Consider the following 25,574-nt stretch of genomic DNA (forward strand, 5'->3'; position numbering starts at 1 on the left):
GTTTTGACTATTACTTTCTAGCACGCCTTCACCGGCAAGTAAAGGTCTTTATAATTTAGACGCTTACGGCGCCTCGTGCCCCCGATCACCGGCGGTCGCTGGCCACGCCGGCACCGCCGCCCTCGGTCAGGCCGCTGATTCCAGCACGACCCGGAACCGGGCGTCGCCGCTCATCATGCGGTCGTACGCCTGGGGCGCCTCGCTCAGCGGCATCGTCTCGATCATCGCTCGGATGCCGTGACGAGCGCTGAACGCGAGGCTGTCCTCGTTCTCGATCGGGGTCCCCGTCAGACTGCCGGTAAGGCTCCGGTTGCCGAAGACGAGGTCCAGCGTGTTGATGGTGATCGGGTCGAAACCCACCCCGACGACGAGCAGGGTCCCGCGGGGCGCGAGCCCACCCACGAGCGGCGACATCGAGGCGCCGCTCGTGGCGGTCGCGATGATCGCATCGGCCCCGCCGAGCTGTTGCAGTGCGGCGGCCGGGTCCTCGCTGGTGCTGTCGATGTAGTGGTCCGCGCCGAGCTGCTTCGCCAGAGCGGCCTTCTCGGTGCCCCGGGCGATCGCGGCGACGCGATAGCCGAGCTTGCCGGCGTACTGCAGACCGAGGTGGCCGAGGCCGCCGATCCCCTGCACGGCCACCAGCGAGTTCGGCCGGAGCGTCAACTGCTCGAGCGCCTTGAAGGTGGTGAGGCCGGCGCAGAGCAGCGGAGCCGCCTCGATCGCGGCCAGTCCCGCCGGGATCCGGGCGAGGCCGGTGGCCCGCACGTACGCCACCTCGGCGTAGCCACCGTCGGTGCTGCTGCCCATCTGCGACTGGTCCGAACAGTTGACGAAGTCGCCCCGGCGGCACGAGTCGCACTCGGTGCAGTGGCCGCCGAGGTAGCCGAAGCCGACCCGCTCGCCCACCCGCCAGCGCGACACCCCCACGCCGACCGCGTCGATGACGCCGACGACCTCGTGGCCGGGGACGATGGGCCGGGCCGGGTCGGCGCGGAGGCCCTCGACGGCGATGACGTCGGAGTGGCAGACCCCGCACGCCTCGACGCGGAGCCGGACCTCACCGGGCGCCGGCGACCGCAGTTCGCGATCAACCAGGACGAACTGTTTGGAGCCGGTGACCTCGAAGGCGCGGTAGGTGGACACGTTTCTCCTCTGAGAGGTGGATGCGGTGAGCACTGTCCGCAGGGAACGCGTGCTCGACCTCGACAACTCAATATGACCGGTCGTCTTAGTCATCGTCAAGGCTGGGTAGACCGCGCGTCACGTGGTGGTTGTCACGGAACGTCACCTTGACGGCATCGAGATGACCGGTCACATTTGGCCGAGGAGGTGGTAGTCATGCCGAGACGGAGCGTGCGTGGGGAGATCGTCGAAGCGGCCCTGGAGCAGTTTCACACCCTGGGGTTCAACGCCGCGGGCGTGAAGGGCATCACCGACGCTGCCGGCGTACCGAAGGGCTCGTTCTACAACCACTTCGACAGCAAGGAGACGCTCGCTGTCGTGGTGCTGCGGGAGTATGGCGCCGCCCGGCCGCTGGCAATCCTGGCCGATCAGGACGTGCCTCCCCTGACCCGCCTGCGCAGCCACTTCGAGGAGCTCCGCGACGAGGTCCTCCGGTACGGAATCGCCCGGGGTTGCCTCTTCGGCAACTTCGGCGCCGAGATCGCCGACCACAACGAGACGATCCGGACCACCATCCGAGAGAGTCTGGGCGTCTGGGCCGACGCCATCGCGGAGACGATCGGCCAGGCGCAGCAGCAGGGTTCGATACCCACCGGCCTCGATCCCGCGGCGACCGCGCGTTTCCTGCTCAGCGCGTGGGAGGGCACTCTCATCATGGCGCGCACGGATCGCGCGAACTCGGCGTTCGACGCCTTCTTCACCGTCACCTTCGAGGGTCTGCTGCGCTGACTTCGCACCGGGATCAGCGGCGCTGCGTGTGGCGCATCCGCCTCGGGGTAAGCGGCCGCTTCGGCTTCGGCTTCGACGAGGGGCTGGTCTGGTGGATTCGTACTCTCCGGTGGAGGCACACGGCCTGATCGGCGACCTGCAGACCGCGGCGCTGGTGGGGACGGACGGGACCCTGGACTGGTTCTGCGCTCCTCGGTTCGACTCGCCCAGCCTGTTCGGAGGCCTGCTCGACCGGCACCGGGGTGGCTATTTCCAGGTGTCGCCCGAGGGCGTCGAGTACGTCAGCAAGCAGCTCTACCTGCCCGGCACGCCGATCCTGATCACGCGTTTCATCAGCGCGGACGGCGTCGGGGAGCTCATCGACTTCATGCCCATCGCGGGTGATCGGACCACCGACCGCCACCGCCTGGTGCGGATGCTGCGGGTGGTCCGAGGCGTCATGCGGTTCCGGATCGAGTGTGAGCCCCGCTTCAACTACGGTCGGGATCCGCACGAACTCGACATGCACCTCGAGGGACAGGTCTTCCGCAGCCGGGCCTACTCCCTCACGGTGAACACCGTCGAATACCCGGAGACGCGGCTCGCGGAGCGGGCGATCCGGCGTAGCGAGGGCGGCTTCTGCGTGATCGCGACGCTGCGTGAGGGTGAGCAGTCGGGTGTGGTCCTGGAAACCGGGGTGTCGCCTGCCCGGCCGCGGCTTTTCACCTCCGGCGAGGTCAGTGACATGCTGATCCGGACCCGGGAGTACTGGCGGAAATGGCTCGCCCGCTCCTGTTACAACGGCCGCTGGCGAGAGATGGTCGAGCGGTCCGCGATGACGCTCAAGCTGATGACGTACGCACCGACCGGCGCGGTGATCGCCGCCCCCACCGCCGGGCTGCCGGAGCAGATCGGCGGAGAACGCAACTGGGACTACCGCTACACCTGGATCCGCGACGCGTCGCTCTCCGTCTCCGCGCTGCTCAGACTCGGCTTCAGCGAGGAGGCATGGCAGTACCGGCAATGGGTGAACGATCGGATCCGGGAAGCCGAGGCAAGCGGAGAACCGCTGCAGATCATGTACCGCGTCGACGGCTCGCCGGATCTCACCGAGGAGGTGCTGGACCACCTCGAGGGGTACCGGGGATCGACACCGGTGCGGGTGGGCAACGGTGCGGCCAGCCAACTGCAACTCGACATCTACGGCGAGGCGCTGAATGCTCTCCACTACGCGGACTGCCACGGACTGATCAGTTCACACGAGGAGTGGCTGAACACGGAGCGGATGGTCGACTGGGTCTGCGTGAACTGGAATCAGCCTGAGGAGGGGATCTGGGAGACGCGCGGCGGTCGCCGGGACTACACCTTCGGGCGCCTGATGTCCTGGGTGGCCCTCGATCGCGCCGTCCGCCTCGCCAACCAGCGCGGGCGGCCCGGCGACACCAGTCGCTGGGCGCGTACCCGTAACCAGATCTACGAACAGATCATGGATCGCGGCTTCCACCGCGGACGCCGGGCCTTCGTGCAGCACTACGCGACGGATGTCCTGGACGCGGCGCTGCTCGCCATGCCAACGGTCGGATTCGTGGCACCGACCGACCCGATGTGGCAGTCGACCCTGGCGGCCATGGACGCGGAACTCGTCTCCGACAGCCTCGTCTACCGGCACGACCCCACCGCCTCACCCGACGGACTGCCCGGCCAGGAGAGCACTTTCACCATGTGCACGTTCTGGTACGTCCAGGCCCTGGCGGAGTCGGGGCGTCTCGACGACGCCGCGCTGGTGCTGGAGAAGATGTTCACCTACAGCAGCCCACTCGGTCTGTATTCCGAGGAGGTGGCCGCCACCGGCGAGCAGACCGGCAACTTTCCGCAGGCGCTCAGCCATCTCTCCCTGATCAGCGCCGCGCTGAGCCTCAACGAACTGCTCGACGCCCGCCGCTGAGCCGACAGCGGGTCACCCGCCTCACGCCTGCCCTCTCAGGCCGCGTCCCGGTTGCGGAAGGCGCGCGGCGAGAAACCGGTGGTGCGTTTGAAGGCGACGCTGAACGCGCTCTCCGAGCCGTACCCGACGGCCCGGGCGATGGTGGCGACACTGTCGCTCCCCCGCCGGATCCGGTCCGCTGCCAACTCGATGCGCCATTCGGTGAGGTACTCCAGCGGCCCCCTGCCGACCGCGTCCTTGAACCGGGCGGCCAGCGTGGAGCGCGAGACGGCGGCGCTCCGGGCCAGTTCGGCCACCGTCCACGGGTATGCCGGGCGGGCGTGCATCGCGCGCAGGGCGGCGGAGACGATCGGGTCGGCCAGGCCTGCCAGCCAGCCCGTGGTCCGACTCGGGTTCCCGGCCAGGTGCAGGCGCAGGATCCGGATCAGCATGACCACGGCGAGGTGTTCGGCGACCAGGGTGGCTGCTATCGGCCGCCGGCGCAGCTCGGCGTCGATCTCGCTGACCGCCCAGCGCACCGTGCCCGCCTCCGGTGTCTGCGCCGGTACGTGCAGGACCGGTGGCAGGTTGTCCAGCAGCAGGGTGCGGACCCGCCCGCTGAAGGAGAACGCGCCACCGAGGAGGAGCACCTCGTCGCCCTCGCCGGCACGGGCGATCCCCTCGACCGCCGCCGCGAAGAGGGGAGGTGCCGGTTCCGGCGGCAGGTCCAGATCGCTGGCGAGGGTGAACGCCAGCGGCCGGGTCAGCAGGTAGCAGTCACCCTCGCGCAGACGGATGGGATCGGGCACGTCGTCCACCCGCAGCCAGCAACCGCCCCGGCTGACCACGTTGAACTTCACCCCGGCCGGGGGCGGAAACCGCACCGCCCACCGGCCGCCCCCGGTCATTCCCGACGACAGGTGGGCGGTCACCCCGAGCAACGACAGGACGTCCTCCAACGGGTCCATCCGAACCCTCCCTTGGACGCACGCTAAAGAGTGACGGATTCTAGAGTATAGGCAGTCCGGGGTTACCGTTCGTAGCGTTGGCCCCATGACAAGCACCGCTCGCCTGAGCACCCCGTTCACCGCCCGGGCCACGGCCGCCGAGATCGTCGACGGCGTCGACCTCACCGGCCGCCGGATGATCGTCACCGGCGGCGCATCCGGCATCGGCCTGGAAGCCGTGCGCGCTCTCGCCGGCGCCGGCGCGGACGTCACCGTGGCCACCCGTGACCCGTCCCGGGCCGCCGGTGTGGTCGAGGAGTTCGCCGGATCGGGCCGCGGCAGCGTACGGGCCGCCGCCCTCGATCTGGCCGACCTCACCTCGGTCGACGCCTTCGTCGCCGCCTGGAACGGTCCGCTGCACGCGCTGGTGGCCAACGCCGGGATCATGGCCCTCGCCGACCGGCAGCTCACTCCCGAGGGCTGGGAACTCCAGCTCGCCACCAACTACCTGGGTCACTTCGCGCTCGCCCGAGGGCTGCACGACAATCTCCGCGCCGCCGGCTCGGCCCGGGTTGTCGTGGTCAGCTCCGGTGCCCAACTGCGCGCCGGCGTCGACTTCGACGACCCGCAGTTCGACCGGCGCCCGTACGACCCGTGGACCGCCTACAGCCAGTCCAAGAGCGCGGACGCCCTGCTCGCCGTCGGCATCGCCCGCCACTGGGCCGAGGACGGGATCACCGCCAACGCCCTCAGCCCGGGGGTCATCAACACCAACCTGCAACGCCACCTCTCCGACGAGGCGCTGCGCGGTTTCGGGGTGTTGGACGAGGCGGGCAACCGCGTCGACCTGCCGCACTACAAGACCCCCGAGCAGGGTGCGGCAACCACCGTGTTGCTGGCCGCCTCCCCGCTGTTCGAGGGTGTCACCGGGCGGTACTTCGAGGACAACCAGGAGACCGAGACGGTGCCGGGCGGCCCCGAAACCACCGCGGGCGTGGCCGAGCACGCCATGGACCCGGCCGCCGCCGAGCGGCTCTGGACGTACGCCGAGGAGATTCTCGCCTCTCGCTGACGGCGGGCGGTCTTGACACCCTGACAGTTCATGCAACAATTGTCAGCATGTCGAACGACCGACTGGACACGATCCTGACCGCCGCGTACGAGTGCTTCACCCGGCACGGGATGCGGCGCACGACGATGGACGACATCGCGGCGGCGGCCGGCATGTCCCGGCCCGCGGTCTACCAGTACGTCCGCAACAAGGACGACGCCTACCGCCAGCTCGCCGAGCGGCTGTTCGACGGCTCACTCGCCCAGGCCCGCCAGGTCGCCGCCACGCCCGGCGCCGACCTGGCGCAGCGGCTGCACGACGTGCTCGCCGCCAAGCTGGAACTCACCCTGAGACTGCACCGGGAGAGCCGGCACGCCACCGAACTTCTCGACACCAGCACCAAGCTCACCGGCGACCTCGTCGAGGCGTACACCCGGGAGTTGACCAACGTGATGGTCGGCGCGCTGGCCGTTGCCGCCGGGCCGAAGGCCCGTGCGGTGGCCGACGTGCTGGTCGCGCTCACCCGCGGCCTCGAAGCCGACCTCACCGACCCCGACCTGCCGCGGCAGCGACTGCGCGAGGGCGTCGCGCTCGTCGTCGCCGGGCTGCCACCCCACCCGGGAGACCCCGCATGACCACCGTCCTGATCACCGGCACGTCCTCCGGCATCGGCCGGGCCACCGTCCGTCGGCTCGCCCGCCGCCCCGACCTCACCGTGTACGCCACCGCCCGCACGATCGACGCGATCGGCGAGCTGGCCGATGCCGGCGCCCGGGTCCTCCCTCTCGACGTGACCGACGAGGCCTCCATGCGCGCCGCGGTGGCCGCGATCGAAGCGGAGCACGGCCACGTCGACGTCCTGGTCAACAACGCCGGCTACGGCGAGTACGGCCCGATCGAGGAAACCGCGATGGACCGGGTACGCGCGCAGTTCGAGACCAACGTCTTCGGGCTCGCCCGGCTCACCCAGCTGGTGCTGCCCGGCATGCGCCGGGCCGGCCGGGGCCGGATCGTCAACGTCAGCTCGATGGGCGGCCGGCTGGTCTTTCCCGCCGGGGGCTATTACCACGCCAGCAAGTACGCGGTGGAGGCCATTTCCGACGCGCTGCGCCAGGAGCTACGCCCGTTCGGTGTGGACGTGGCGATCGTCGAGCCGGGGCTGATCCGCACCGGCTTCGGCGCGGTGGCGTCCTCCTCGCTGGGCGCCGCAGCCGACCCGGCCGGGCCGTACCGACCGATGGTCGCCACCGTGGACGCGGTGATGGCCCGGTCGTACGCGAACCGCCTGCTCTCGGCGACGCCGGAGACGGTGGCCCGGGTCATCGAGCGGGCCGTGACGGCCCGCCGACCGCGCACCCGGTACCTGGTCACCGCCGCCGCCTGGGCGATGGTGCACACCCGCCGACTGCTCGGCGCCCGGGCCTTCGACACGGTCAACCGGCTCCAGTTCCGTTGACCGGGTGCGGCCGTCGCGCCGGCGCGCTCACTGACACCCACCGCGGTGGACGCCGTCCCCCCGTTGCGGCAGGATGCGCGAGATGCTCGCACCGATCCCGCGCCGTGCCGCCGTCACCGCAATGCTGTCCGTCGTCCTGATGGCAGGTTGTGCAACCCCGCAGCGGCCCAGCACCGCCGCACCCGCCGCCAGCGCTCCCGTCCCGGGCACGGCGGCGGCGCCGAGCGCCGCGCCGGCCGTAGCGTCGCCGAGCCCGTCCGCACGGACCAGCATCGGAGCCCGCCCGAGCCCGCCCGCCGCGGCGTGCCGGGTGTTCCCGGGCGACAACGTGTGGCACGCCGACGTCTCCCGGCTGCCCGTGCACCCCCGCTCCGCGGCCATCGTTGGCAGCATCGGTCCGGCCGCCGCCGTGCACGCGGACTTCGGCTCCGGCACCTGGCAGGGCGCGCCGATCGGCATACCGGTCACCGTCGTCGGCGGCGGGCAGCGGCGGGTGCCGGTCACCTTCACCTACGGCGACGAGAGCGACGCCGGTCCCTATCCGGTCCCGCCGGCCGCGGCCATCGAGGGCGGGCCGCGCGGCGACGGAGACCGGCACGTCATCGTCTGGGACCGCGACGCCTGCCGCGCGTACGAACTCTTCGACGCCCATCCCTCCGGTGCCGGCTGGCGAGCGGGGTCCGGAGCGGTCTTCGACCTGCGTTCCAACCGCATGCGGCCGGCCGGTTGGACCTCCGCCGACGCCGCCGGGCTCTCGATCCTCGGTGGTCTGGTCCGCTACGACGAGGTGGCCGCCGGGCGCATCGACCACGCCATCCGGGTCACCGTGCCGCGCACCCGCACCGGGTGGATCTGGCCGGCCTCGCACTCCGCGTCCGGCAGCACCGACCCGTCGTTGCCCCAGCTGGGTCAGCGACTGCGACTCAAGCGCTCTGTCGACGTCGCGCGACTACCCCGGCAGGCCAGGATCGTCGCCGAGGCGATGCAGCGGTACGGCGTCATCGTCGCCGACCACGGCTCGGCGTGGTTCGTCTCGGGTGCACCCGACCGACGCTGGGACAACGACGCGCTGCACACGCTGGGCGGCCTGCGCGGCTCCGACTTCGAGGTGGTCGACGCTGCCGGACTGATGGTGAGCCGCACCTCCGCCGCGACCCGCTGACATCGCTGGTCTGCCCAGCTGTTCGACCGCGACCTGGCGCGATCGCCCTTCCAGCGCTTCGAGACCCGCCGGAATGGCGGTTGCGCCAGCGGGTACGCAGGGCGCGACGAGATCGACGTGCTGCCGATCCGAAGGGAGCCTGCGTTGCGGGAGACACCAGGGCGACCACGAGCACGCGACGCGGTCGAGGCGCGAGTGACGATCCGGCGACCGGTGCGCGAGGTGTTCGCGTTCTACCGCAACTTCGCCAACCTGCCAGGCTTCCTGGGCGACGTCATGGCCGTCGAACCCGTCGGCCCGGCGGAGTCACGGTGGACGATACAGGGCCCGCTGGGCGTCCGACTGACCTCGACGATGAGGGTGACGCAGGAGCGTACGAACGAGGTCATCGGCTACGAGACACGCTCCCTGCCGGGGCTGCGCACCCACTGGGAGGTCCACTTCGCCAACGGCCGGGCGGCAGGCGAGACCGAGGTACGCGAGGTGATGCGGACACCGCTGGGGAGGCTGGGACACCGGATCCTCGCGCTGTTGGGAAAACCTCCCACCAAGGAGGTGCCCGCCAATCTGCGCCGGTTGAAGGAGGTACTGGAGACGGGCAGGGTGACCACCCTGGACCACTCGGTGGCGGGCAAGTTCCGTTAGCTGCTTCGGGTGGCGGTGCGGGCTCACTGCCGGGTCAGCCGCACGGCATCGACCGACAGCCACTGACCGCCGCTTCCCGACGAGTAGACGCCGACCGTGATCTGCCCGTTGGTCACGATGACACCGGGCACCACCACGGTGCGCCAGTTCGGCCATCCCGTCGCCGGGATCGGCGCGGTCAGTTCCGGCACCGAGACCCCGTAGTCCTTGGCGCTGAGGAAGGCACCGGTGTGGCCACCTCCGCCGGTGGCCTGGGCCGTGACGGTGTACGTTCCGTTCGTCAGCCCGGTGATGGTCTGGCTGGTGAACACCTCGTACGCGCTGCTCTTGTGCTGGGTGAGTCGATACCCGCCGGTGACGCCACCGGGCTCGGTGAAGTCCGCGTCCGCCGAGGTGCCTGACGCACCTGCCCAGGTGCTCCAGCCACCCGGGGTCTGGGTCGCGCCGCCCGCGTCGAAGTCGGCGTTGGAAACGGTCGCGACCTGCTCGGCGGCATGGACGGGCGACGGGGCGACACCGAGGTCGGCGTAGTCGATCTCGACGTGGCCGACAGTGTCACGCTGCAGACGGATGGTGTTGTTCCCGGCGTTCAGGGCGACGGGTAGGAACTGCACGTTCCGGGAGAACGCGCCCCACGCCTCGGTGCGACCGAAGGGTGCGGTGAATCTCCTGGTGCCGTTGACGAGCACGTCGAGCTTGCTGACGCCGCTGGTCGCGTTGGCGTAGTTGACCGCCAGCCGGTACTCCCCCGCCGACGGCACGGCAACGGCGAACTCGACGTGGTCGCCGGCGTCGTCGAGCCCGCCGACGTACTGCCCGTTCGAGGCCGTCGCGGAGGACTGCACCGTGCCTCCGGAGCGGGCGGCGGACTCGGCCTCGTAGCGGGTTGTCGCCGGTGCGGTCACCTGTTCCACCGCGATGTTGTCGATCGCCGCGAAGGCGGTGGGACCGGGCGGCAGGTGCAGGCCCACCTGGGCAGTCGTTCCGGAGGCGACGAACTCGACGGAGCGCCGGAACCATTGACGGTTGGGAACCGAGAACGTGTCGACGGTCGTGGTGTGGAGATTGTCGGCGAAGAGACGCGCTGCGCCGTTGCCCTGCACGAAGGCGCTGACACGGTAGGTGGCGCCGACCTGCAGGCCCCGCACGGTGGTGGAGAGCTTGACCTCGGGTACGTCGGCGTCGGTGAACACGGTTCCCTTGTAGGCGCCGGACTGCGCGCTGCCGTTGCCCTCCGCGTACGCGTTGGGGCCACCCGGGTCCGTGCCGGGGGTCCACACGGTCCAGTTCGCCAGACTGCCCTGCTCGAAGTCGTAGTTGTCGATCTGGACAGTTCTTCTGGGCTCCACGGTCTGCGTGTTGATCGTGAACGCGGTGGAGCTCACGCTGCCGCCGCGGGCGGTGACCTGCGTGGCCGTGTTCGACTCGTAGAGCGCCACGAGATCGTCCCAGGACTGGGTGCCGGGGTACTCGTTCTTGATGTTCGGGGGGAAGCCCGTGGTCAGGTCGTTGACGTAGCGGCCAGCGCCGTTCTGGTAGATCCGGTCCTTGAACTGTTGAGGCGTGCCGGCCATGCCCTTGATGACGCCCAGCAGCCCGGCGACGAACGAGGCGGTGCAGTCCGCGTCGTTGCCGATCAGCGAGGAGATCCGCAGCGAGGTGAGGTAGTCGTTGCCGCCGTACAGGATGGCGATGATCGTCGAGCCGTTGTTGCGGTCCGGGATGGCCATCTCGTTGTCCTGGCCGTAGACGTTGCGCACAAACGACATGAGTTGGCCCTGTGCCCACCGCCAGTCGGTCGGATTCTGCCCGTGCAGGGCGACGGCTCTCTCGTAGACGGCGTACGGCCAACTGTTGCGGGGCAGGACCGCCGACGCGCTGGTCAGCACGTCGCGGGCATCGGTCGCGAGGTACGCCTCGGCGTACATGGTCGCGAGGAACTGCGCCCAGATCACCGAGTCCCATTCGCCGGTGACCGAGCCGAACCGCCCGGCGAGGTCCCGCGCGGTCGCCGGCATGTCGGGCGTGACCAGGCCGAGGGTGTCGTTCTCGATGTACGGCTCGGTCAGCCAGTAGTGGCGGTTGAACTCCGCCTGCCCGGTGAGCGGCGGGATCAGGCCGTCGGTGCGCATGGCGGCGTTGGCGATGTCGCCCGGTCCCCAGTCACCGACGTTGTGACGTACCCACCGGTCCTTGATGTCCTGGAAGGTGGGGTCGGGGCCGTGGTTTGCCAGGATGAGCTGGTCGAGGAAGTCGACGTGGTAGTCGTCGTCGCTGCCGGTCTCGTTCGACGCGAAGTGCGGGGCGCCGAGGCGGTCGTAGCCGGGGTAGTTGTTGGGCGTCCAGCAGGAGGCTGGGGCGTCGCCGGAGTACGGCCCGTACGTCGGGGTGAAGCAGGTGTCGGTGCTCTCCGGGTTGGGGCTCTTGTACTCGAAACCGGTGAGCACACCGCCGACCTGGCCCAGGATGGCGGCCAGGGTCTTGTCGCGGTAGGCGGCACGGGTGATCGTCGCGGTCGCCGCCTGCGCGGGGGATGGCGGGGCGGCGACCGGAACGACAGCGGCGACGGACAGGACAAGTGCCAGGGACAGGAACGATCTCGCGATCGGGGGCATGGCGAGCCTTCCGGACGGGGAATCAGCTGAGATATTTCGCGGCGTACTCCTGGGCGTCCTGCACGATCAGGGCGACCCGGTCGGGGGCGGCGGTGAGGGTGTCGTCGACGACGGTGAGCGTGGGCAGGACGCCCTCACGCACCGGCAGGCGCCAGTGCGCGTTCCAGCCGGCCTCGTGCACTCCGGTCGAGCCGTGCGCGGGGTCGCCGAGGCAGACGTGACCGAACGAGCGGTTGCTGACGGTGAACAACTCCGGGTCCGGCTGATCGTGGAAGGTGGGCACCGTGTCCCGGTGGCCGGCCTGCACCAGCGGGATGATCCCACCGAGGGCGTCGAACCACGCCTCACCCGCGATCAGCAGATCCGGGCTACCGGCGCGGATGAGGTCGACCAGCGCGCGCAGACCCTCGGTCGTGCTGCCGCGCGGGTCGTTGTTGTACATCGCCGAGATGTCGAGAAAGGCGCCGTCGAACTCGTACTCGTGGTGCAGTCGGTTGATCTGCTCGGCAATGCGCCGCCGCCACGGCTCGTACGACGGGTTGACCAGGGCTCCCCAGCTGTGGTCGAAGTGCCGCGACGCGTCCCAGTCGACGGAGCCGATCGGCGTGTGCCCGCTCGGGTTGAGCAGCTGCCCGGGCGCGGCCCAGGTCTCGAAGCCGGGCAGGTCCCGGGCGGCCACGTTGGCCCCGAACATGGGCATCACCCGGGCGCCGAGCTCGTGGGCACCGTCGACCAGACGGTGGAAGCCGGCAGCGCCGCCCAGCCGCTCGTCCACGTCGAACCGGCCGTACCACCGGTAGTAGCGGCCCTCCCATCCTGGCAGGTAGGCGAGGATGCGGTCCGGCTCGATCTGGTCGGCGAGCCGGCGCAGCACGTCCAGCATGCCGTCGTAGTCGAGGAACACCTTGCCGGTGAAGTGCATGCCGTGCAGCGACACCACCAGCGCGGTCCGGCGCAACCAGGCGGGTACGTCGGACCGCTCCGCCCAGCTCGGCAGGTCGTGCACCTCGCGAAGGTGGGCGGTGTGCGCGGCGAGCACCGAGGCGAGCTCGTCGGCGCGGCGCAGTTCCCACGCCGGGACCTCGAACTCCGGGCCGGGTCGGGCCGCGTCGGTGTCGGCGATCAACTCGAAGTCGCACACGGTCGGGTCGTCGAAGTGCGGTACGACCGCGAACCGCTTGGAGCGGACCTCGCCGTCCAGGCTGCGGGCCACCGTGACATCGCCGTCCGGGCGGCGCAGCCCGAGCAGCGGCGTGGCGAGATCGAACCACCCGTTGGGATAGGTGACGACCCGCCCGGTCGCCGGGACAGGCAGGTCCCCCTCCCGCAGCGCGGTGACGTCGCCGGTCGGTTGGTCGTGCAGCACCACGGCGACGCAGCGGATGCCGTCGGGGTGGGCGGCGCGTACCTCGACGCGTAGGCCGTCGGTGTCGTCGACGATGCGCAGCAGCACCGAGCCGGGCCCGCGCTGCTCTCCCCCGGCCCAGGTCAGCCCCTCGGAGACGATCGTGGTCGTGCCGCCGGACCGGTCGACGCGCAGCACGTCCGGGTCGAGCCCGTAGACGTTCTCACCGGTGTGGACGCGGACGCTGACCGGGCCGAGCGAGGTGACGAAGCGGGGGTGCGGCCACCGGAAGCTCAGGTCGTGCATGTGTGCTCTCCTTGCGAGGATCGGGGGTCAGGACGCGAGCCGGCTGCTGAAGCCGCTCCTGCCCTTCTCGGTTGCCTGGGCCGGGTCGCCGGAGAACACCCAGTCCCGGATGAACTGCAGGTACGGCCCGGTCGGGTCGATGAACAGCGAGTTGTACTTGGCGGTGACCGGCACCCGCGCCTCGGAGATCAGCTTGTTGGCCGCGAGCAGCCGCGGCTCGGCCTGGGTGTAGGTGTTGTCCGCGGCGTCGGAGCGGACGGCGAGCTGGCCGGTCTTTGCCACGATCGTCTTCTGCACGTCCTCGCTCATGCTCCAGTCGATGAAGTCCCACGCGGTCCTGGCATTCTTGGCGCCCTTGGAAATGCCGATCACGTCACCGCCGAGGAACGCCGCCGTGCCGGAGGTGCCCGGGATCGAGGTGACGCCGAAGTCCAGGCCCTTCTGGGCCTTGAAGACGCTGACGGCGAAGCTGCCCAGCGCGACCATGCCGACCTTGCCGGACTGGAAGCCCGCCAGCCAGGTGGCGCCGTTGTCGTCCTTGACGCCAGCCGGCATGAGCTTCTCGTCCCACATCGTCCTGTGCGCGTCGAGCGCCGCCGCCACGGCCGGGTCGTCGAGGGTGGTCTTGGTGCCGTCGGCGTTCATGATGTCGCCGCCGCTGGCCCAGATGTAGGGCAGCAGCGTGTAGGCGTTGCAGCCGGCGCAGTTCCCGGCGAACGCGAAGCCGTAGTTTCCTCCGCCGAGTGCGGTGATCTTCCGAGCGGCGGCGACCACCTCGTTCAGGCTCGTCGGCGGCTTGGCCGGATCGAGCCCGGCCTGCTGGAAGAGCGTGCGGTTGTAGTACAGCATCGAGACGTCGAGCTGGTGCGGTAGCGCGTACGTCTTGCCGGCGACCGTGCTGACCTGGACGCCCGCCGGGGCCAACGCGCCCCTGTAGGGCAGCGCGTTGATCTGCGCGGTCAGGTCGGTGAGCAGGCCCTGGCTGGTCAGTGACTTGACGTTGGCGATGTCGACGGCCGCCAGGTCCGGGGCGTCGCCGCCGCGGACGGCCTGCACGAACTTCTGCACGTACTGGGCGTCCGGCACCGTGAGCATGGTGATCTTGCGGTTGGGGTTCTTCTCGTTCCAGGCCGCCACGAGGGCCTTGTCGAGCGGTTCGTCGGCCGCCCGGACCCACAGCGTCGCGGGGCCGGTCCCGGTCAGTTCGGCGGGGGCGGACGACGTCGAGGAGTCGGAGTTGCCGCAGGCGACGAGACCGACCGTGAGTGCGGTGACGAGCACCGGCGCGAGTAGGCGGCGACGGAGGACAATGGACATGGTGGGCTCCTCGGACGGTGGGGGTTGCTATCCCTTGACGGCGCCACCGGTCAGACCGGCGACGTAGTAGCGCTGGAGGATGAGGAAGATCGCGACACAGGGCACTGCGGCGATGACCGCGCCGGTCTCGAGAACGCCCCAGTTCAGCGTGCCTCCGGCCCCGGTCTGCAGGTTCGCCAGGACCACCGGCAACGTGTACTTCTCCTGACTGGTGGTGAAGATCAGCGCCGCCAGGAACTCGTTCCAGGCGGTGAAGAACGCGTAGAGCGCCACCGTGGCGACACCCGGCGCGACGATCGGCAGCAGCACGCGACGCAGGGCGGTGAGGGCGTCGGCACCGTCGACGACCGCCGCCTCCTCCACCGCGACGGGCACCGAGGCGAAGGCGGCCCGCATGGTGAAGATGCCGAACGGCAGCGCGAAGACGGTGTAGACGAGGACGAGCCCCGCGAGGGAGTTCGTCAGCCTGAGGTAGTCGAGGATGACGTACAGGGACGGCACGATCGACTGGAACGGGATCATCAGGGTGGACAGGATGACGAGGAAGAGCACTCCCCGCCCTCGGAAGTCGAACCGCGCGAAGCCGTAGCCGGCCAGCACCGACAGCACGGTTGCGGCGACCACGGTCCCGGCGGTGACCAGCAGACTGTTGACCACGTTCTGAAACAGCCCGGCGTCGAGCAGCCTGCGGTAGTTCTCCAGGCTCACCTCGGACGGCAGCAGGGTGGGCGGCGACTGCGCGAACTCGGCACTGCTCTTGAACGACGACACCACCAGCCAGCCGAGCGGCGCGACGAACAGCAGCGCCAGCAGCCCGCACACGGTGTAGAAGGGCACGGCCGGCAGCCATTCCGGTCGCCGTCGTCGCCGCGACGCCGGCGGCGCAGGTGCGGTCGGTGCCGCCGGAGGCGACATCAGGACGGTCACGAGTCCTCCCGGTTGCGCAGCACCAGCAGTTGGACGGAGGTGAGGAGGAGCAGGATGGCCATCAGAGCGATCGACATGGCTGCCGAGTAGCCGAGGTTGAAGTCGATGAAGCCGGCCCGGTAGATCAGGTACACGACGGGGATCGTGCGGTTGTCCGGCCCGCCCTGGGTGAGGATGAAGAACTGGTCGAAGGCGAGGTAGCTGCCGATCACGGTGAGCACCAGGACCAGGCCGATGGTCGGGCGCAGCAGCGGCAACGTGATGGAGAACAGCACGCGTGTCCGCTTGGCGCCGTCGACCTGGGCAGCCTCGTAGTAGTCCTTCGAGATCGCCTGCATCCCGGTCATCAGCAACAGCATCGTCAGGCCGACCGTCTTCCAGACGACGAGCACCACGACCACGACCAGGGCACTGGAGAAGGTGCTGAACACCGAGACGGGGCCGTCGACCAGACCCAGCCGCCGCAAGAGGTCCGGCACCAGACCGATGCGGTCGTCCAGCAGCCACAGCGTCACGTAACTGGCGGTGGCGAACCCGATGACAACCGGCATGACGTACGCGGTTCGCAGCAGGCCCACGCCGGGCCTTCGGCGCCGAACGGCGGAGGCCAGGGCGAAGCCGACCACGAACAGCACCGCCGTGACGACGACCGTGTAGAAGGTGGTGAAGCCGAGGCTGCCCAGGAACGTCGTGTCGCCGACCAGTCGACGGTAGTTGGCCAGGCCCACGAACCTGCGCTCGCCCAGCAGCGACCACTCGTACAGCGACATGACGGCCGTGACGACCACCGGAGCCACCACCATGCCCGAGACCAGCAGGACCGCCGGGGCCACGAACAACAGACCCAGGCGCTGACGGCGCGCTCTCGGCCCTCGTCGTCGGCCGCGTGACGGTAGTGACACCGACATTCCCGGTCCTCCCATTTTACGTAATCGATTTCGCTGGCCACACGTTACAGCTTGGCGTCCCTCTCGTGTCAAGCGTTTGAACCTGGGTTTCTGTTAGGGTCAGCCGCAGGTTCGGTTACGTAAACGATGAGGAGTCCGATGGTCTCGGCGCGCCGCGAGTCCGACCGCGTGACCATGCGGGACGTGGCCTCCGTCGCCGGGGTCTCCACAGCGACCGTGTCGAAGGTGCTCAATGACCGGCCGGACGTGGGGCTCGAGGTGCGGCAGCGGGTCGTCGACACGATCGCCCGCCTGGGCTACCGTCCGAACGCGGTGGCGCGCGGGCTGCGATCTCGGCGCACCGACACCATCGCGATCCTGACCGATGACCTCGAGGGCATCTTCACCAACGCGCTCATGCGGGGCGTCGAGGACGCCGCCTCCGCGTTCGACGTGTCGGTGCTCCTGGCCAACAGCTACGGCGATCCGGAGAAGGAGCGGCGGCACCTGCGGCGACTGGTCGATCGGCAGGTCGACGGCCTGATCATCATGTCGGGAAACCGGGTCCGCCCACGCTCCGGGCCGGCGTTGCCCCTGCCGGGTGTCCCCTACGTCTTCCTCTACGAGTACGGTGCTGCCGAACCGGTGCCCAGCGTGCTCCCGGACGACCACGGTGGCGCGGCGCTGGCTGCCCGGCACCTCATCGAGATCGGCCGGCGCCGGATCGCCTTCATCAACGGGCCTGCCTCCTGGGAGGCGACGTCGGACCGCATGAAGGGCTTCACGGCCACGCTGCGCGCAGCAGGTATGGCGATCGAGCCAGGATTCGTCCAGCACGCGACCTCCTGGGCCCCCGAGGACGGGTTCGCGCTGGCAGACATCATGCTGGGCAGTGACACACCTCCGGACGCGCTGTTCTGCGCGAGCGACGACCTGGCCACGGGGGCGATGGCCGCCATCCACGAGCGGGGCCTGACAATTCCCGACGACATCGCCGTCGTGGGCTACGACGATCGCTCGCTCGCCGTGCACCAACGGCCCCCTCTGACCACCGTGGCGCTGCCGCTGCACGAGATGGGACGCACCGCGGGCCGACTCCTTCTGGAAGCAGTCGGTGGCGCCGACCAGCGCCACGACATCATCCGCGTCGACTGCCGGCTGAGGGTACGCGCCTCCACCGTGTGACCCACATGATCAACTGGCGTCCCAGGTTGATTCATCAACTGATAGTACGATGGACCCATGATGCAGCAGCACGGCCTGACGGAACACGAGCTCCGGGCATGGCGGGTGTCCTTCGAGATGGTGGAGCTGCTGCGGACCCGGATCGAGCAGCAGCTCCAGGCCAGCAGCGGTCTGTCCAACGCCGACTACACCGTGCTCGCGGTGTTGTCCGAGGCTCCCGGCGGGCGGATGCGTCTCTACGAGCTCGGCCGGGTGGCGGGCTGGGAAAAGAGCCGGCTGCACCACCAACTCACCCGGATGAGCAGGCGGGATCTGGTCCTTCGGGAACGGTGCGGCTCCCGGGGTATGGACGCGGTGATCACAGAGAGGGGACTCGCCGCACTCGAAGAAGCCGTTCCCAGCCATGCACAGGAGGTCCGACGCCTCTTCGTCGACCGCCTCACGCCCGAAGAACTCAACCGGTTCGCCGACATCGCCGCCACGATCCTCGACGGCCTGCGAGCGGACCGCGCGTCCGCCCAGGTGCCCTGACGTAGGACGTTCACCCTCGCTGCCTGCTCACCTGTCACCCAGGTCGAGGGAGCCCGGATCCTGCGGGGAGTGCGAGGCTGGGCGGAGGGTGTGCAGGAGCGTGGTGCGGGGACCCGACCGCAGCCGCTCGGCCAGGTCACGCACCGCATCGTCGAACGCCCCTTCGAGTTCGCAGGGACGGTGCCCGTTGATCGCTGGCGGGACGATGTCACCCGGCGGCGCGACCACGTCGCGCGGGTCGCGCAGCCGCCGGTCCACCGCCGCCTCCCGCTCCGACTGGTCGGGCCGCGGCGGCGAGAAGATCTGCCCGCCGATGGGATCGGTGTCTCGCCACAGGTTCACCCACCGCCAGCCGACCCGGTCGGCGATCTCGTGAACCACCTCGTCGCTCACGCAGCTGGGAAAGAGCCGCGAGTAGAGCCGGCGAAGGGGCGAGCCGTGGGTGAGCAGGGCGATCCGGTTGGTGACCCGTGGCGGCAGTTGCAGCACCGTGGCAGCGATGAGCACGGAACCGTGACTGTGTCCGGTGAGCAGCACGGCGTCGCCACGGTCGACGAGGTAGGTGATCCGGCGGGTGAGTTCGGGGACGGCCCGTTCGGCGTAACACGCCGGCGCGAAGGGGTGGCAGGCTCTCGGCCAGAAGGTCCCCAGGTCCCACAGCACACCCACGTACCGGCGGAATCCGGGGGTACGGTGCGCGAAGATCCCGCCGAGAAGGAGGCCGACGATGATGGCGGCGACCAGGTAGCTGCCGACGCCGATGCCGAAGTGGACGAGGGCGGCTGGCACGCCGACGTACCGCTGGATCAGCTCGCCCGGATTGGTCTTCAGCAGGCCGAGCACGACCGTCGTCATGCCGAGTCCGGCGAGGCAGGCGTAGACCACCGCGAGCGACACCAACCGTTCGGTGAACCGGGCACGGGCGATGGTCCTGCGTACCTGCCGCAGCCGCGGCTCGACGTCGCCCGGCGCGTCCGGGAAGTCGCGGGCAACGATCGACGCCGCGGCGCGCATCCGTCCCGGTCGTGACACCAGCGCCACCACGCCGGCGACGGCCAACGTCACAAGCGCCGCCAGGGCGAACCCGAGGATCGCCCAGGTGCACGCTCGCGGCGGGCTGGTGACGAGTGTTCCTTCGGTCGGCGCGTCCCGGTTGAGCACGTCGGACACCCGGTAGATGAGTTCGGCGGAGAACGTGACCTCCAGACTGATCGCGGCGGCGGCGGCCGCCAGGGACCCGAGACCGAGCAGGGGTACGGCATCCGTCCGCCGACGCCGACGCCGGAGCAGCACCGCTCCCAGAGCGGCCAGCAGCGCCGCCTGACCGATGAACAGCACGATGACCGTCAGGTCGTAGCCAGGAAGCTCATCCGTCACAGGCCAGGGACCGGAGCTGGTCAGGACGTGGGCCGTCACCGCGACGGTCAGACCAAGGGCGATCGTGCGGAGCGCGCTGGCTGCCCTGTCGAGCCGGTGTTCCTGTCGCGTCGTACCACTCGGCCGAGGCGTGTCCTGCTGCGTTGAATCATCGTTCAGGGGCGGCGTGCACAGCAGAACCACACATGCGATCAGCACAAGTCCGGTAGCGGCCGCGAGCGCCAGCGTCCCGCCCGAGATCCCCAGTACGGCCCGGGCGGTGAGCAGGCTGACGTCGAGCGTGGCAAACGCTGCCGCGACGTGGATCGATCGCAGGCGCCCGACCAGCGGCTCGACATCCCACTGACCGACACCGCTGAGCCGGCGGCCCGGGATCGGCCGATCCGACGCACGCATCGCCTGGAGGGATCGTCCGTGTCGTGCGCTGATCCCCCACACCAGGCCGATGGCGGCAGCTGGCGCCAGCGCGAGCACTGCCAGGCGCAGTCCGGCGGGACGTCCTCCGATCCAGGAGAGCCAGCTACGTCCCGCCAGGCAGTCGGCCGAGGACATGCATTTCCACGCAACGACGTCCAGCGCGACCCCCACGCTGCTCAGCACATACGTCGCGGTCAGGGTGAGCGCCAACAGTCGGCACAATGCCTTGATCACCGGATCGGGTCTGGCGCTGGCCGGACGCATCCAGATGGCGACGTTGATCAGCATGAATGGCAACAGGAAGACCATTGCCAGCGTCCGCGACGCACTACGGGAGGGTAGGTTGTTCCAACGGTAGGCCTCGAGCGTCACTCCGCCCACCCCGGCGCTGTCGTACTGGCCGGGCCTCGGTCGGTAGAAGCCGCCTTCCGCGTCGCCCGCCACCTGCTGCACATGCGGTCGGTCCAGCACATGGTCCGGCCCGGCGGTGGACACCCCGTGTACCCGCAGCTCCACAACGCCGTTCGCTGCGGTGCGCCCGTTCGCCTCCCGCTGATCCATGCGGCACCGACCCCCCAGGCATGTACGCGACCACACCTGCCCGCCCAGCCGATCCGAGCGCGCCCGCGTGGCCGACGGGGCGTACCCCGCCAACGGAGAAGCAACCCCCTGAGCTGCGGATACGCCTGCCCCGCGGTTCCTGAATTCAAATCCTCGGCGCCTATCTCAGCGCATCCGAATCAATGCTCGGTGACGCGTCGAACCAACTCGATCCATGCCGAGTGGATTCGGTGCGCGGCAATTCCCTCGATTCGCACCTGCTGATGCAGCACCGGTTCTTCCAGCGGTGCCAGCAGGGCTGTCGCGAGCAGCGCGACGTCGCCGGAGACGCCGATCTCGCCCATCAGGTACCGCGTGTGCATGGCGGCGAAGGAATAGGCGGCGTACGACGGCGACCCGGCACGGCCGGCAGCTCGGATGAGGTCCGCGAAGCGCAGGTTGAGTTGCAGCCGCGAGCGCCCAAATGCGAGCAGACGCTCCATCGGTGGCGCACCCGGGCCGAGAGGCGGGGGCCCGGAGATCACCAGATCCTGCCACTCGCTCTCGGAGTAGTCCAGGAGGGCGGCCATCAGGCCCTCCCGCGATCCGAAACGGCGAAACACCGTTCCCTTGCCGACCCTCGCTCGCGCCGCGACCGCATCCATGGTCACGGACTCGATGCCCTCCTGGCTGATCAGCGTCTGGGCTGCGACCAACAGCGCCTTCCTGTTACGAGCAGCGTCTCGCCGCTCGGCAACCGGGCTTCCGAGCAGCGGCAGGTGTGGACGAGGGTCTCCGTCGTCCGAGGGTTTGTCGTTGGCCGCCCCTCGGCCCGCACGGTCCGTCACAGCTGGGATACCCGTGCTGACCGCCGCCTGTGGCGCAGCCCACCGCTGGCGCACCCACGCTCGGGCATATAACCGGACCGCAGTCCGTTTCGACTATCGTGCACGACCCACCCTAACTCGTAGGACCGCCGATGTCCGAGGTCCAGCCTCTCGAGGCTCGTCGGGCACCGCCTCCTGCCGCCGAATCGACACGCCGTTTTCCAGGCGCATAGGCGTCACTTTTGCGATTCACGCACACAACAGACCACATCGAACGCGGAGGTTGAACCACAATGTCCTTCGAACTTGGCGCACTCACCTTCGGTGAGCTGACCGCCGACCTGAACACCCGGACCGCTCCGTCTCCACGGCAACGCGTCCTGGACACCATTGAGCAGGCAGTCCTTGCCGACCAGGTGGGGCTGGACGTCTTCGCCGTGGGCGAGCACCACCGGTCTGACTTCGTCGCGTCCGCTCCGCACATGCTGCTCAGCGCCATCGCGGCCAGAACGCAGAACATCCGGCTCACCAGCGGCGTCACGGTGCTGGGTTCCGAAGATCCTGTCCGCGTGTTCGAAAACTTCGCCACACTTGACCTCATCTCGAGCGGACGCGCCGAAATAATCGTTGGCCGGGGATCGTACAGCGAATCATTTCCCCTGTTCGGTCACGATCTGGAGGATTACGCCGACCTGTTCCGTGAAAAGCTCGACGCCCTCCTTGCCATCCGTGCCACGAACCCGGTGACCTGGAAGGGTGGCGCCTTCACCACCGCGCTCCTCAAGGCAGACATCGCTCCCCGACCACTTGGCCAGCTGCCGATCTGGGTCGGGGTGGGCGGCACTCTCGCATCAGCCGTGCGCACCGGCTCCCTGGGACTCCCCATGGCGCTTGCTCTGCTCCTCGGCCCCATCGACCAGTTCACACGATCGGTCGAGATGTACCGGGAAGCGGGAGCCGCGGCCGGCCATTCACAGGACGACCTGCGGGTGAGCATCAACGCACACGGTTACGTTGGATCGACGAGCCAGGGCGCGCGGAACACGATGTTCCCCTACTTCCAGATCGGGATGCGGGAGAACAATCACCAGCGCGGAGCCGGATTCAACATTCCAAGGCCGGCGTTCGACGCCCAGGCCACACAGCGCGGCGGGCTGCTGGTCGGCAGCACGCAGGAGATCATCGACAAGCTCATGACCTATCACGAGTTGTACGGCACGAACCGCGCCATCTTCCAGATGGGTTTCGGAGGACTTCCCCAGAGGGAGCACCTCGCCTCGATAGAACGTCTGGGTGTGGAGGTGGCCCCCGTGATCCGACGCGAAACGGCGAGTCGTGCGGGGCGTTCGAAATGAGCCGCGCACTGCGCGTCGTCGTGGTGAACGGCAGTCCCAGCAGGACATCCAGGACGATGGGCCTTGCGAGCCTCGTCACCACCACCCTCGAGAATTCAATCGACATCGATGTTCATCACGTCAACGTCTACGCGCTCGGGCCGACATTCACTGGGGCGACGCGGCGCGAGGAGATCTCGGGCCACGTCGAGCAGGAGATCCGTGCCGTCGAGACTGCCGATATCCTCGTGGCTGCCGTCCCTGTTTATCGGGCCTCGTATCCGGGGATGTTCAAGCATTTCTTCGATCTCGTTGACCAGTACGGCCTCGCGAACAAGCCGGTGATACTGGTCGCGACAGGAGGAAGCGACCGCCACGCACTCGTGATCGAGTACGCGCTGCGCCCACTGTTCGCCTTCTTCCAGGCGGCCACCATCCCCGTCGGCTTCTACGCCAACGCTGGGGACTTCGACGGCGCCCTGGTCCTCAACAGCGAGGTCTACAGCCGCATAGAGGTCGGCATCAACGACGTGTTGCCGATCCTGCGGGCAATCAGCGACGACTCGACGGAGGCACGGCCGGATCCGTCGGCCGGCGCGGTTCATCGACCGAATCTCTGACCGACTCAGGTCGGCGAGCGATGCTTCGCGGGCGACGGTCCGCTGGCCGCGCGGACGCGTCGCCCTCTGTCACCGCTGTCACAACTCCTTGAGTTGACGTGTCACCTGCATCGCCGTACCGTTTCGGGTGACACATCAACTCGACGTGGTGATCGCTGCGGAGGCACCGCCGTGCACACCCAGAGAACGCCGCCACCGCACCGCCCAGATCACCACCCCTTCAGCGGGCCGTCGATGCGCCAGCCCGTCGCACCCGGCGGCCCGCTCGTCGAACAGCCAGCCAGAAGACACCTGCTCACTTTTCCCAGGAGCTCCGTCATGAACGTCCTACGCGTTGATTCCAGCATCCAGGGCCCGGCGTCGGCCTCCAGCGAGCTTGCCGACCTCGCCGAGGCGGCGTGGGTCGCTGAACGGCCGGACACCACGTTCACCCGCCGCCACCTCGGCACCGACCCTCTGCCCTCCGACACCTGGGCGAACGCCGCGGCTGCCGGCTTCATGGCAGCCGAGCAGCGCTCCGAGGCCGGACGCAGCGCGCTGGCCTTCGCCGGCTCGCTGGCCGACGAGGTGCGGACCGCCGACGCCGCGATCCTCGCTCTGCCGCTCTACAACTACGGCGTCTCGCAGCACGTGAAGACCTGGATCGATCTGCTGATCGCCGGTGGCTCGCCCGGTGAACGCCTCCTGCTGGGCAAGCCGGTCATCCTGCTGACCACTCGCGGCGGTTCCTACGCGCCCGGTACACCACGCGAGGGCTGGGACCACAACACCAGCTTCCTGGTTCGGATCTTCGCAGACCTGTGGGACGCCGACCTCACCCTGATCGAGCGCGAGTTCACCCTGGTCGGTATCAACCCGGCGCTCGACGAGTTCACCGAGGCTGCGGCGACCATGAAGAACGCCGCCCACGAGGCGGCCGCCGCGGCCGGTCGGGCCCTCGCCATCCGCTGAACCACCATCCACGTCCCCGCAACCATGCGGTGAGGCTCTGTAGTCGACCTCTCAAATTGTCAACGGGGTGGTGAGGGCGCTTCCGGTGGATGCCGCCTGGCACGGATCGTGTCCGAGGCCGCGATGCAGGACAGGACAAGGGCGGCGGTGATCGCCGCGGCCAGTGGCGGAAAAACGATCATGAGTGGTGAGACGCCGGCGAGCACCAGTGCACCGATCGGCCGGGAGCGGGACACCCGGGCGAACACGGCGTGCTCGACAAGAGCGCGTCCGGCCAGAAACAAGACCGGTCCACCGAGGATGACGAAGATCCAGGCCAGGTCGGTGTGCCCAAACGGATGCTTGATCACGAGTTCGTAGCCGACGGCGACGGTGACGGTGCCGGCCACCATGAGTACGTGAGCGAGAAACGCCTCCCGGATCAGACGGGTGGGTTCGGCAGCAGCTGTGATCGCGTCGGGTAGCAGTTGGCCCGCCCGGAAGAGGTAGACGCGGAACAGGAGCACGGTCGTGGTGAACGAGACCGCGAACGCCGCTGCGGCTCCGCCTTGGCGGAACGACGTGTCGCTGTAGGCCGAGCCGGTGGTCAGGATCAACTCGCCGAGGGCGATGATGAAGAACTGTCGGTAGCGCTCGGACAGGTACTCGGCCAGGACCGGCCACTGACGAGGGGCGGGAAGGGTCCAGGGCGCGGGGTAGAACAGCAGGATTGCTGTGCAGTCGATGGCGATCGCCAGCGTCCACAGCAGTCCGCGTGCCGAACCCGCCACGATCACTCCAGCGATCCACGGCACGGCGGACATCGAGAACCAGAGGAGCACCCCCGACGCTCGACGCTGCGCTTCGTGACCGCGCAGTGCCGGCACGAGGACGAGGCCCCGAACGATGTGGACCGCCACGTACGCGCCGGCGAAGACCAGGCTCCCGGCGCCGAACGCCTGCGGCACCACGACCGCCATCATCAGGGCGCCGAGCATGGCCGCGAAGACCAGCAACTGTGTCTCCGGCCGCTGCGGGTCGTACAGGTCGGTGATCCACGCCGTCACGAACCAGAGAACCAGGAAGGCCAGCAGCAACAGGAGCGTCTCGCCAGCTTCGGCGAGGACCATCCGCCGCTCAGTGAGGTCTTCGACCAGCCGCTGTGAGACCCGGTTGAGGGCAAAGACGAACACCAGGTCGAAGAAGAGCTCCAGCAGAGTCGGCCGCTGCGGTTGCCCCGGCTTACGCAGCAGCTTGGCGGCCCTTGTCGACATGCGCCCGCCCGTTTCTGCCAGCTTCGTCGATCTTCTGGGCATTGGTACCACGATTGACGACCCGACG

22 protein-coding genes are annotated in these 25,574 nt (G+C 69.2%); 12 read left to right on the forward strand and 10 right to left on the reverse strand.

From position 1 onward, the window contains the following. Positions 1-126 precede the first annotated feature (126 nt). Complete coding sequence (locus ACLJN9_RS24690) at positions 127-1,143, reverse strand: alcohol dehydrogenase catalytic domain-containing protein (RefSeq protein WP_410813916.1); 1,017 nt, start codon at positions 1,141-1,143, stop codon at positions 127-129. Positions 1,144-1,338: 195 nt separating this feature from the next. Between ACLJN9_RS24690 and ACLJN9_RS24695 the strand changes: the two genes are divergently transcribed. Together ACLJN9_RS24695 and ACLJN9_RS24700 are read left to right on the forward strand one after the other, a co-directional pair. Beyond that, positions 1,339-1,911 (forward strand): TetR family transcriptional regulator C-terminal domain-containing protein, encoded by a 573-nt coding sequence (locus ACLJN9_RS24695; protein WP_410813917.1) that lies wholly within the window; start codon positions 1,339-1,341, stop codon positions 1,909-1,911. Positions 1,912-2,002: 91 nt separating this feature from the next. Then, complete coding sequence (locus ACLJN9_RS24700) at positions 2,003-3,835, forward strand: glycoside hydrolase family 15 protein (protein WP_410813918.1); 1,833 nt, start codon at positions 2,003-2,005, stop codon at positions 3,833-3,835. Positions 3,836-3,870: 35 nt separating this feature from the next. Here the strand turns inward: ACLJN9_RS24700 and ACLJN9_RS24705 are convergent, their stop codons facing one another. Further along, the gene (locus ACLJN9_RS24705; RefSeq protein WP_410813919.1) at positions 3,871-4,782 is read right to left on the reverse strand and encodes an AraC family transcriptional regulator; all 912 of its coding nucleotides are present in this window, start codon (positions 4,780-4,782) and stop codon (positions 3,871-3,873) included. A gap of 85 nt (positions 4,783-4,867) precedes the next feature. Here ACLJN9_RS24705 and ACLJN9_RS24710 point away from each other — a divergent pair, with 85 nt between their 5' ends. The 5 genes from ACLJN9_RS24710 (at position 4,868) to ACLJN9_RS24730 (ending at position 9,075) form a co-directional block, all read left to right on the forward strand. Then, positions 4,868-5,833: an SDR family NAD(P)-dependent oxidoreductase gene (locus tag ACLJN9_RS24710; RefSeq protein ID WP_410813920.1), complete on the forward strand. Its 966-nt coding sequence runs from the start codon at positions 4,868-4,870 to the stop codon at positions 5,831-5,833. Positions 5,834-5,880: 47 nt separating this feature from the next. Further along, the gene (locus ACLJN9_RS24715) at positions 5,881-6,447 is read left to right on the forward strand and encodes a TetR/AcrR family transcriptional regulator (protein WP_410813921.1); all 567 of its coding nucleotides are present in this window, start codon (positions 5,881-5,883) and stop codon (positions 6,445-6,447) included. Beyond that, positions 6,444-7,268, forward strand: coding sequence for an oxidoreductase (locus tag ACLJN9_RS24720; RefSeq protein ID WP_410813922.1), 825 nt, complete (start codon positions 6,444-6,446; stop codon positions 7,266-7,268). The genes ACLJN9_RS24715 and ACLJN9_RS24720 overlap by 4 nt, the downstream gene beginning before the upstream one ends. Positions 7,269-7,350: 82 nt before the next feature. Continuing rightward, complete coding sequence (locus ACLJN9_RS24725; protein ID WP_410813923.1) at positions 7,351-8,430, forward strand: hypothetical protein; 1,080 nt, start codon at positions 7,351-7,353, stop codon at positions 8,428-8,430. Between the two features lie 117 nt (positions 8,431-8,547). Beyond that, positions 8,548-9,075, forward strand: coding sequence for an SRPBCC family protein (locus ACLJN9_RS24730; RefSeq protein ID WP_410813924.1), 528 nt, complete (start codon positions 8,548-8,550; stop codon positions 9,073-9,075). 23 nt (positions 9,076-9,098) lie between these two features. On the opposite strand, the gene ACLJN9_RS24735 is transcribed toward ACLJN9_RS24730, so the two are convergent. The 5 genes from ACLJN9_RS24735 to ACLJN9_RS24755 all read right to left on the reverse strand — a co-directional run bounded on the left by ACLJN9_RS24735 (position 9,099) and on the right by ACLJN9_RS24755 (position 16,418). After that, positions 9,099-11,690, reverse strand: a complete 2,592-nt coding sequence (locus tag ACLJN9_RS24735) for a CBM35 domain-containing protein (protein WP_410813926.1) — start codon at positions 11,688-11,690, stop codon at positions 9,099-9,101. A gap of 22 nt (positions 11,691-11,712) precedes the next feature. Further along, positions 11,713-13,341, reverse strand: a complete 1,629-nt coding sequence (locus ACLJN9_RS24740; protein ID WP_410813927.1) for a hypothetical protein — start codon at positions 13,339-13,341, stop codon at positions 11,713-11,715. 27 nt (positions 13,342-13,368) lie between these two features. Beyond that, positions 13,369-14,658: an ABC transporter substrate-binding protein gene (locus ACLJN9_RS24745; protein WP_410813928.1), complete on the reverse strand. Its 1,290-nt coding sequence runs from the start codon at positions 14,656-14,658 to the stop codon at positions 13,369-13,371. 27 nt (positions 14,659-14,685) lie between these two features. Next, positions 14,686-15,495 (reverse strand): carbohydrate ABC transporter permease, encoded by an 810-nt coding sequence (locus ACLJN9_RS24750; RefSeq protein ID WP_410813929.1) that lies wholly within the window; start codon positions 15,493-15,495, stop codon positions 14,686-14,688. Between the two features lie 86 nt (positions 15,496-15,581). Beyond that, positions 15,582-16,418 carry a carbohydrate ABC transporter permease gene (locus tag ACLJN9_RS24755; protein WP_410813930.1) on the reverse strand — a complete coding sequence of 279 codons (837 nt, stop codon included), beginning with the start codon at positions 16,416-16,418 and terminating at the stop codon, positions 15,582-15,584. Positions 16,419-16,631: 213 nt separating this feature from the next. Here ACLJN9_RS24755 and ACLJN9_RS24760 point away from each other — a divergent pair, with 213 nt between their 5' ends. Together ACLJN9_RS24760 and ACLJN9_RS24765 are read left to right on the forward strand one after the other, a co-directional pair. Then, a complete protein-coding gene (locus ACLJN9_RS24760; protein ID WP_410813931.1) occupies positions 16,632-17,657 on the forward strand; it encodes a LacI family DNA-binding transcriptional regulator in 1,026 nt (341 codons plus the stop codon). A 57-nt stretch (positions 17,658-17,714) separates the two neighbouring features. After that, positions 17,715-18,188 (forward strand): MarR family winged helix-turn-helix transcriptional regulator, encoded by a 474-nt coding sequence (locus ACLJN9_RS24765; protein ID WP_410813932.1) that lies wholly within the window; start codon positions 17,715-17,717, stop codon positions 18,186-18,188. Positions 18,189-18,215: 27 nt separating this feature from the next. On the opposite strand, the gene ACLJN9_RS24770 is transcribed toward ACLJN9_RS24765, so the two are convergent. Together ACLJN9_RS24770 and ACLJN9_RS24775 are read right to left on the reverse strand one after the other, a co-directional pair. After that, the gene (locus tag ACLJN9_RS24770; RefSeq protein ID WP_410813933.1) at positions 18,216-20,543 is read right to left on the reverse strand and encodes a hypothetical protein; all 2,328 of its coding nucleotides are present in this window, start codon (positions 20,541-20,543) and stop codon (positions 18,216-18,218) included. A gap of 179 nt (positions 20,544-20,722) precedes the next feature. Beyond that, entirely contained in the window at positions 20,723-21,238 is a 516-nt protein-coding gene (locus ACLJN9_RS24775; protein ID WP_410813934.1) for a TetR/AcrR family transcriptional regulator, read from the reverse strand. A gap of 404 nt (positions 21,239-21,642) precedes the next feature. Here ACLJN9_RS24775 and ACLJN9_RS24780 point away from each other — a divergent pair, with 404 nt between their 5' ends. From ACLJN9_RS24780 to ACLJN9_RS24790, 3 genes are all read left to right on the forward strand, one after another. Next, the gene (locus ACLJN9_RS24780) at positions 21,643-22,704 is read left to right on the forward strand and encodes an LLM class flavin-dependent oxidoreductase (RefSeq protein WP_410813935.1); all 1,062 of its coding nucleotides are present in this window, start codon (positions 21,643-21,645) and stop codon (positions 22,702-22,704) included. Next, positions 22,701-23,303 carry an NAD(P)H-dependent oxidoreductase gene (locus ACLJN9_RS24785; RefSeq protein ID WP_410813936.1) on the forward strand — a complete coding sequence of 201 codons (603 nt, stop codon included), beginning with the start codon at positions 22,701-22,703 and terminating at the stop codon, positions 23,301-23,303. Before ACLJN9_RS24780 ends, ACLJN9_RS24785 begins: the two co-directional genes overlap by 4 nt. A 318-nt stretch (positions 23,304-23,621) precedes the next feature. Next, positions 23,622-24,254, forward strand: a complete 633-nt coding sequence (locus tag ACLJN9_RS24790) for an FMN-dependent NADH-azoreductase (protein WP_410813938.1) — start codon at positions 23,622-23,624, stop codon at positions 24,252-24,254. Between the two features lie 59 nt (positions 24,255-24,313). Here the strand turns inward: ACLJN9_RS24790 and ACLJN9_RS24795 are convergent, their stop codons facing one another. Beyond that, positions 24,314-25,507 carry a low temperature requirement protein A gene (locus tag ACLJN9_RS24795; RefSeq protein WP_410813939.1) on the reverse strand — a complete coding sequence of 398 codons (1,194 nt, stop codon included), beginning with the start codon at positions 25,505-25,507 and terminating at the stop codon, positions 24,314-24,316. Positions 25,508-25,574: the final 67 nt, after the last annotated feature.

This window comes from Micromonospora sp. 067-2 (assembly GCF_046549295.1).
Classification (GTDB): Bacteria; Actinomycetota; Actinomycetes; order Mycobacteriales; family Micromonosporaceae; genus Micromonospora.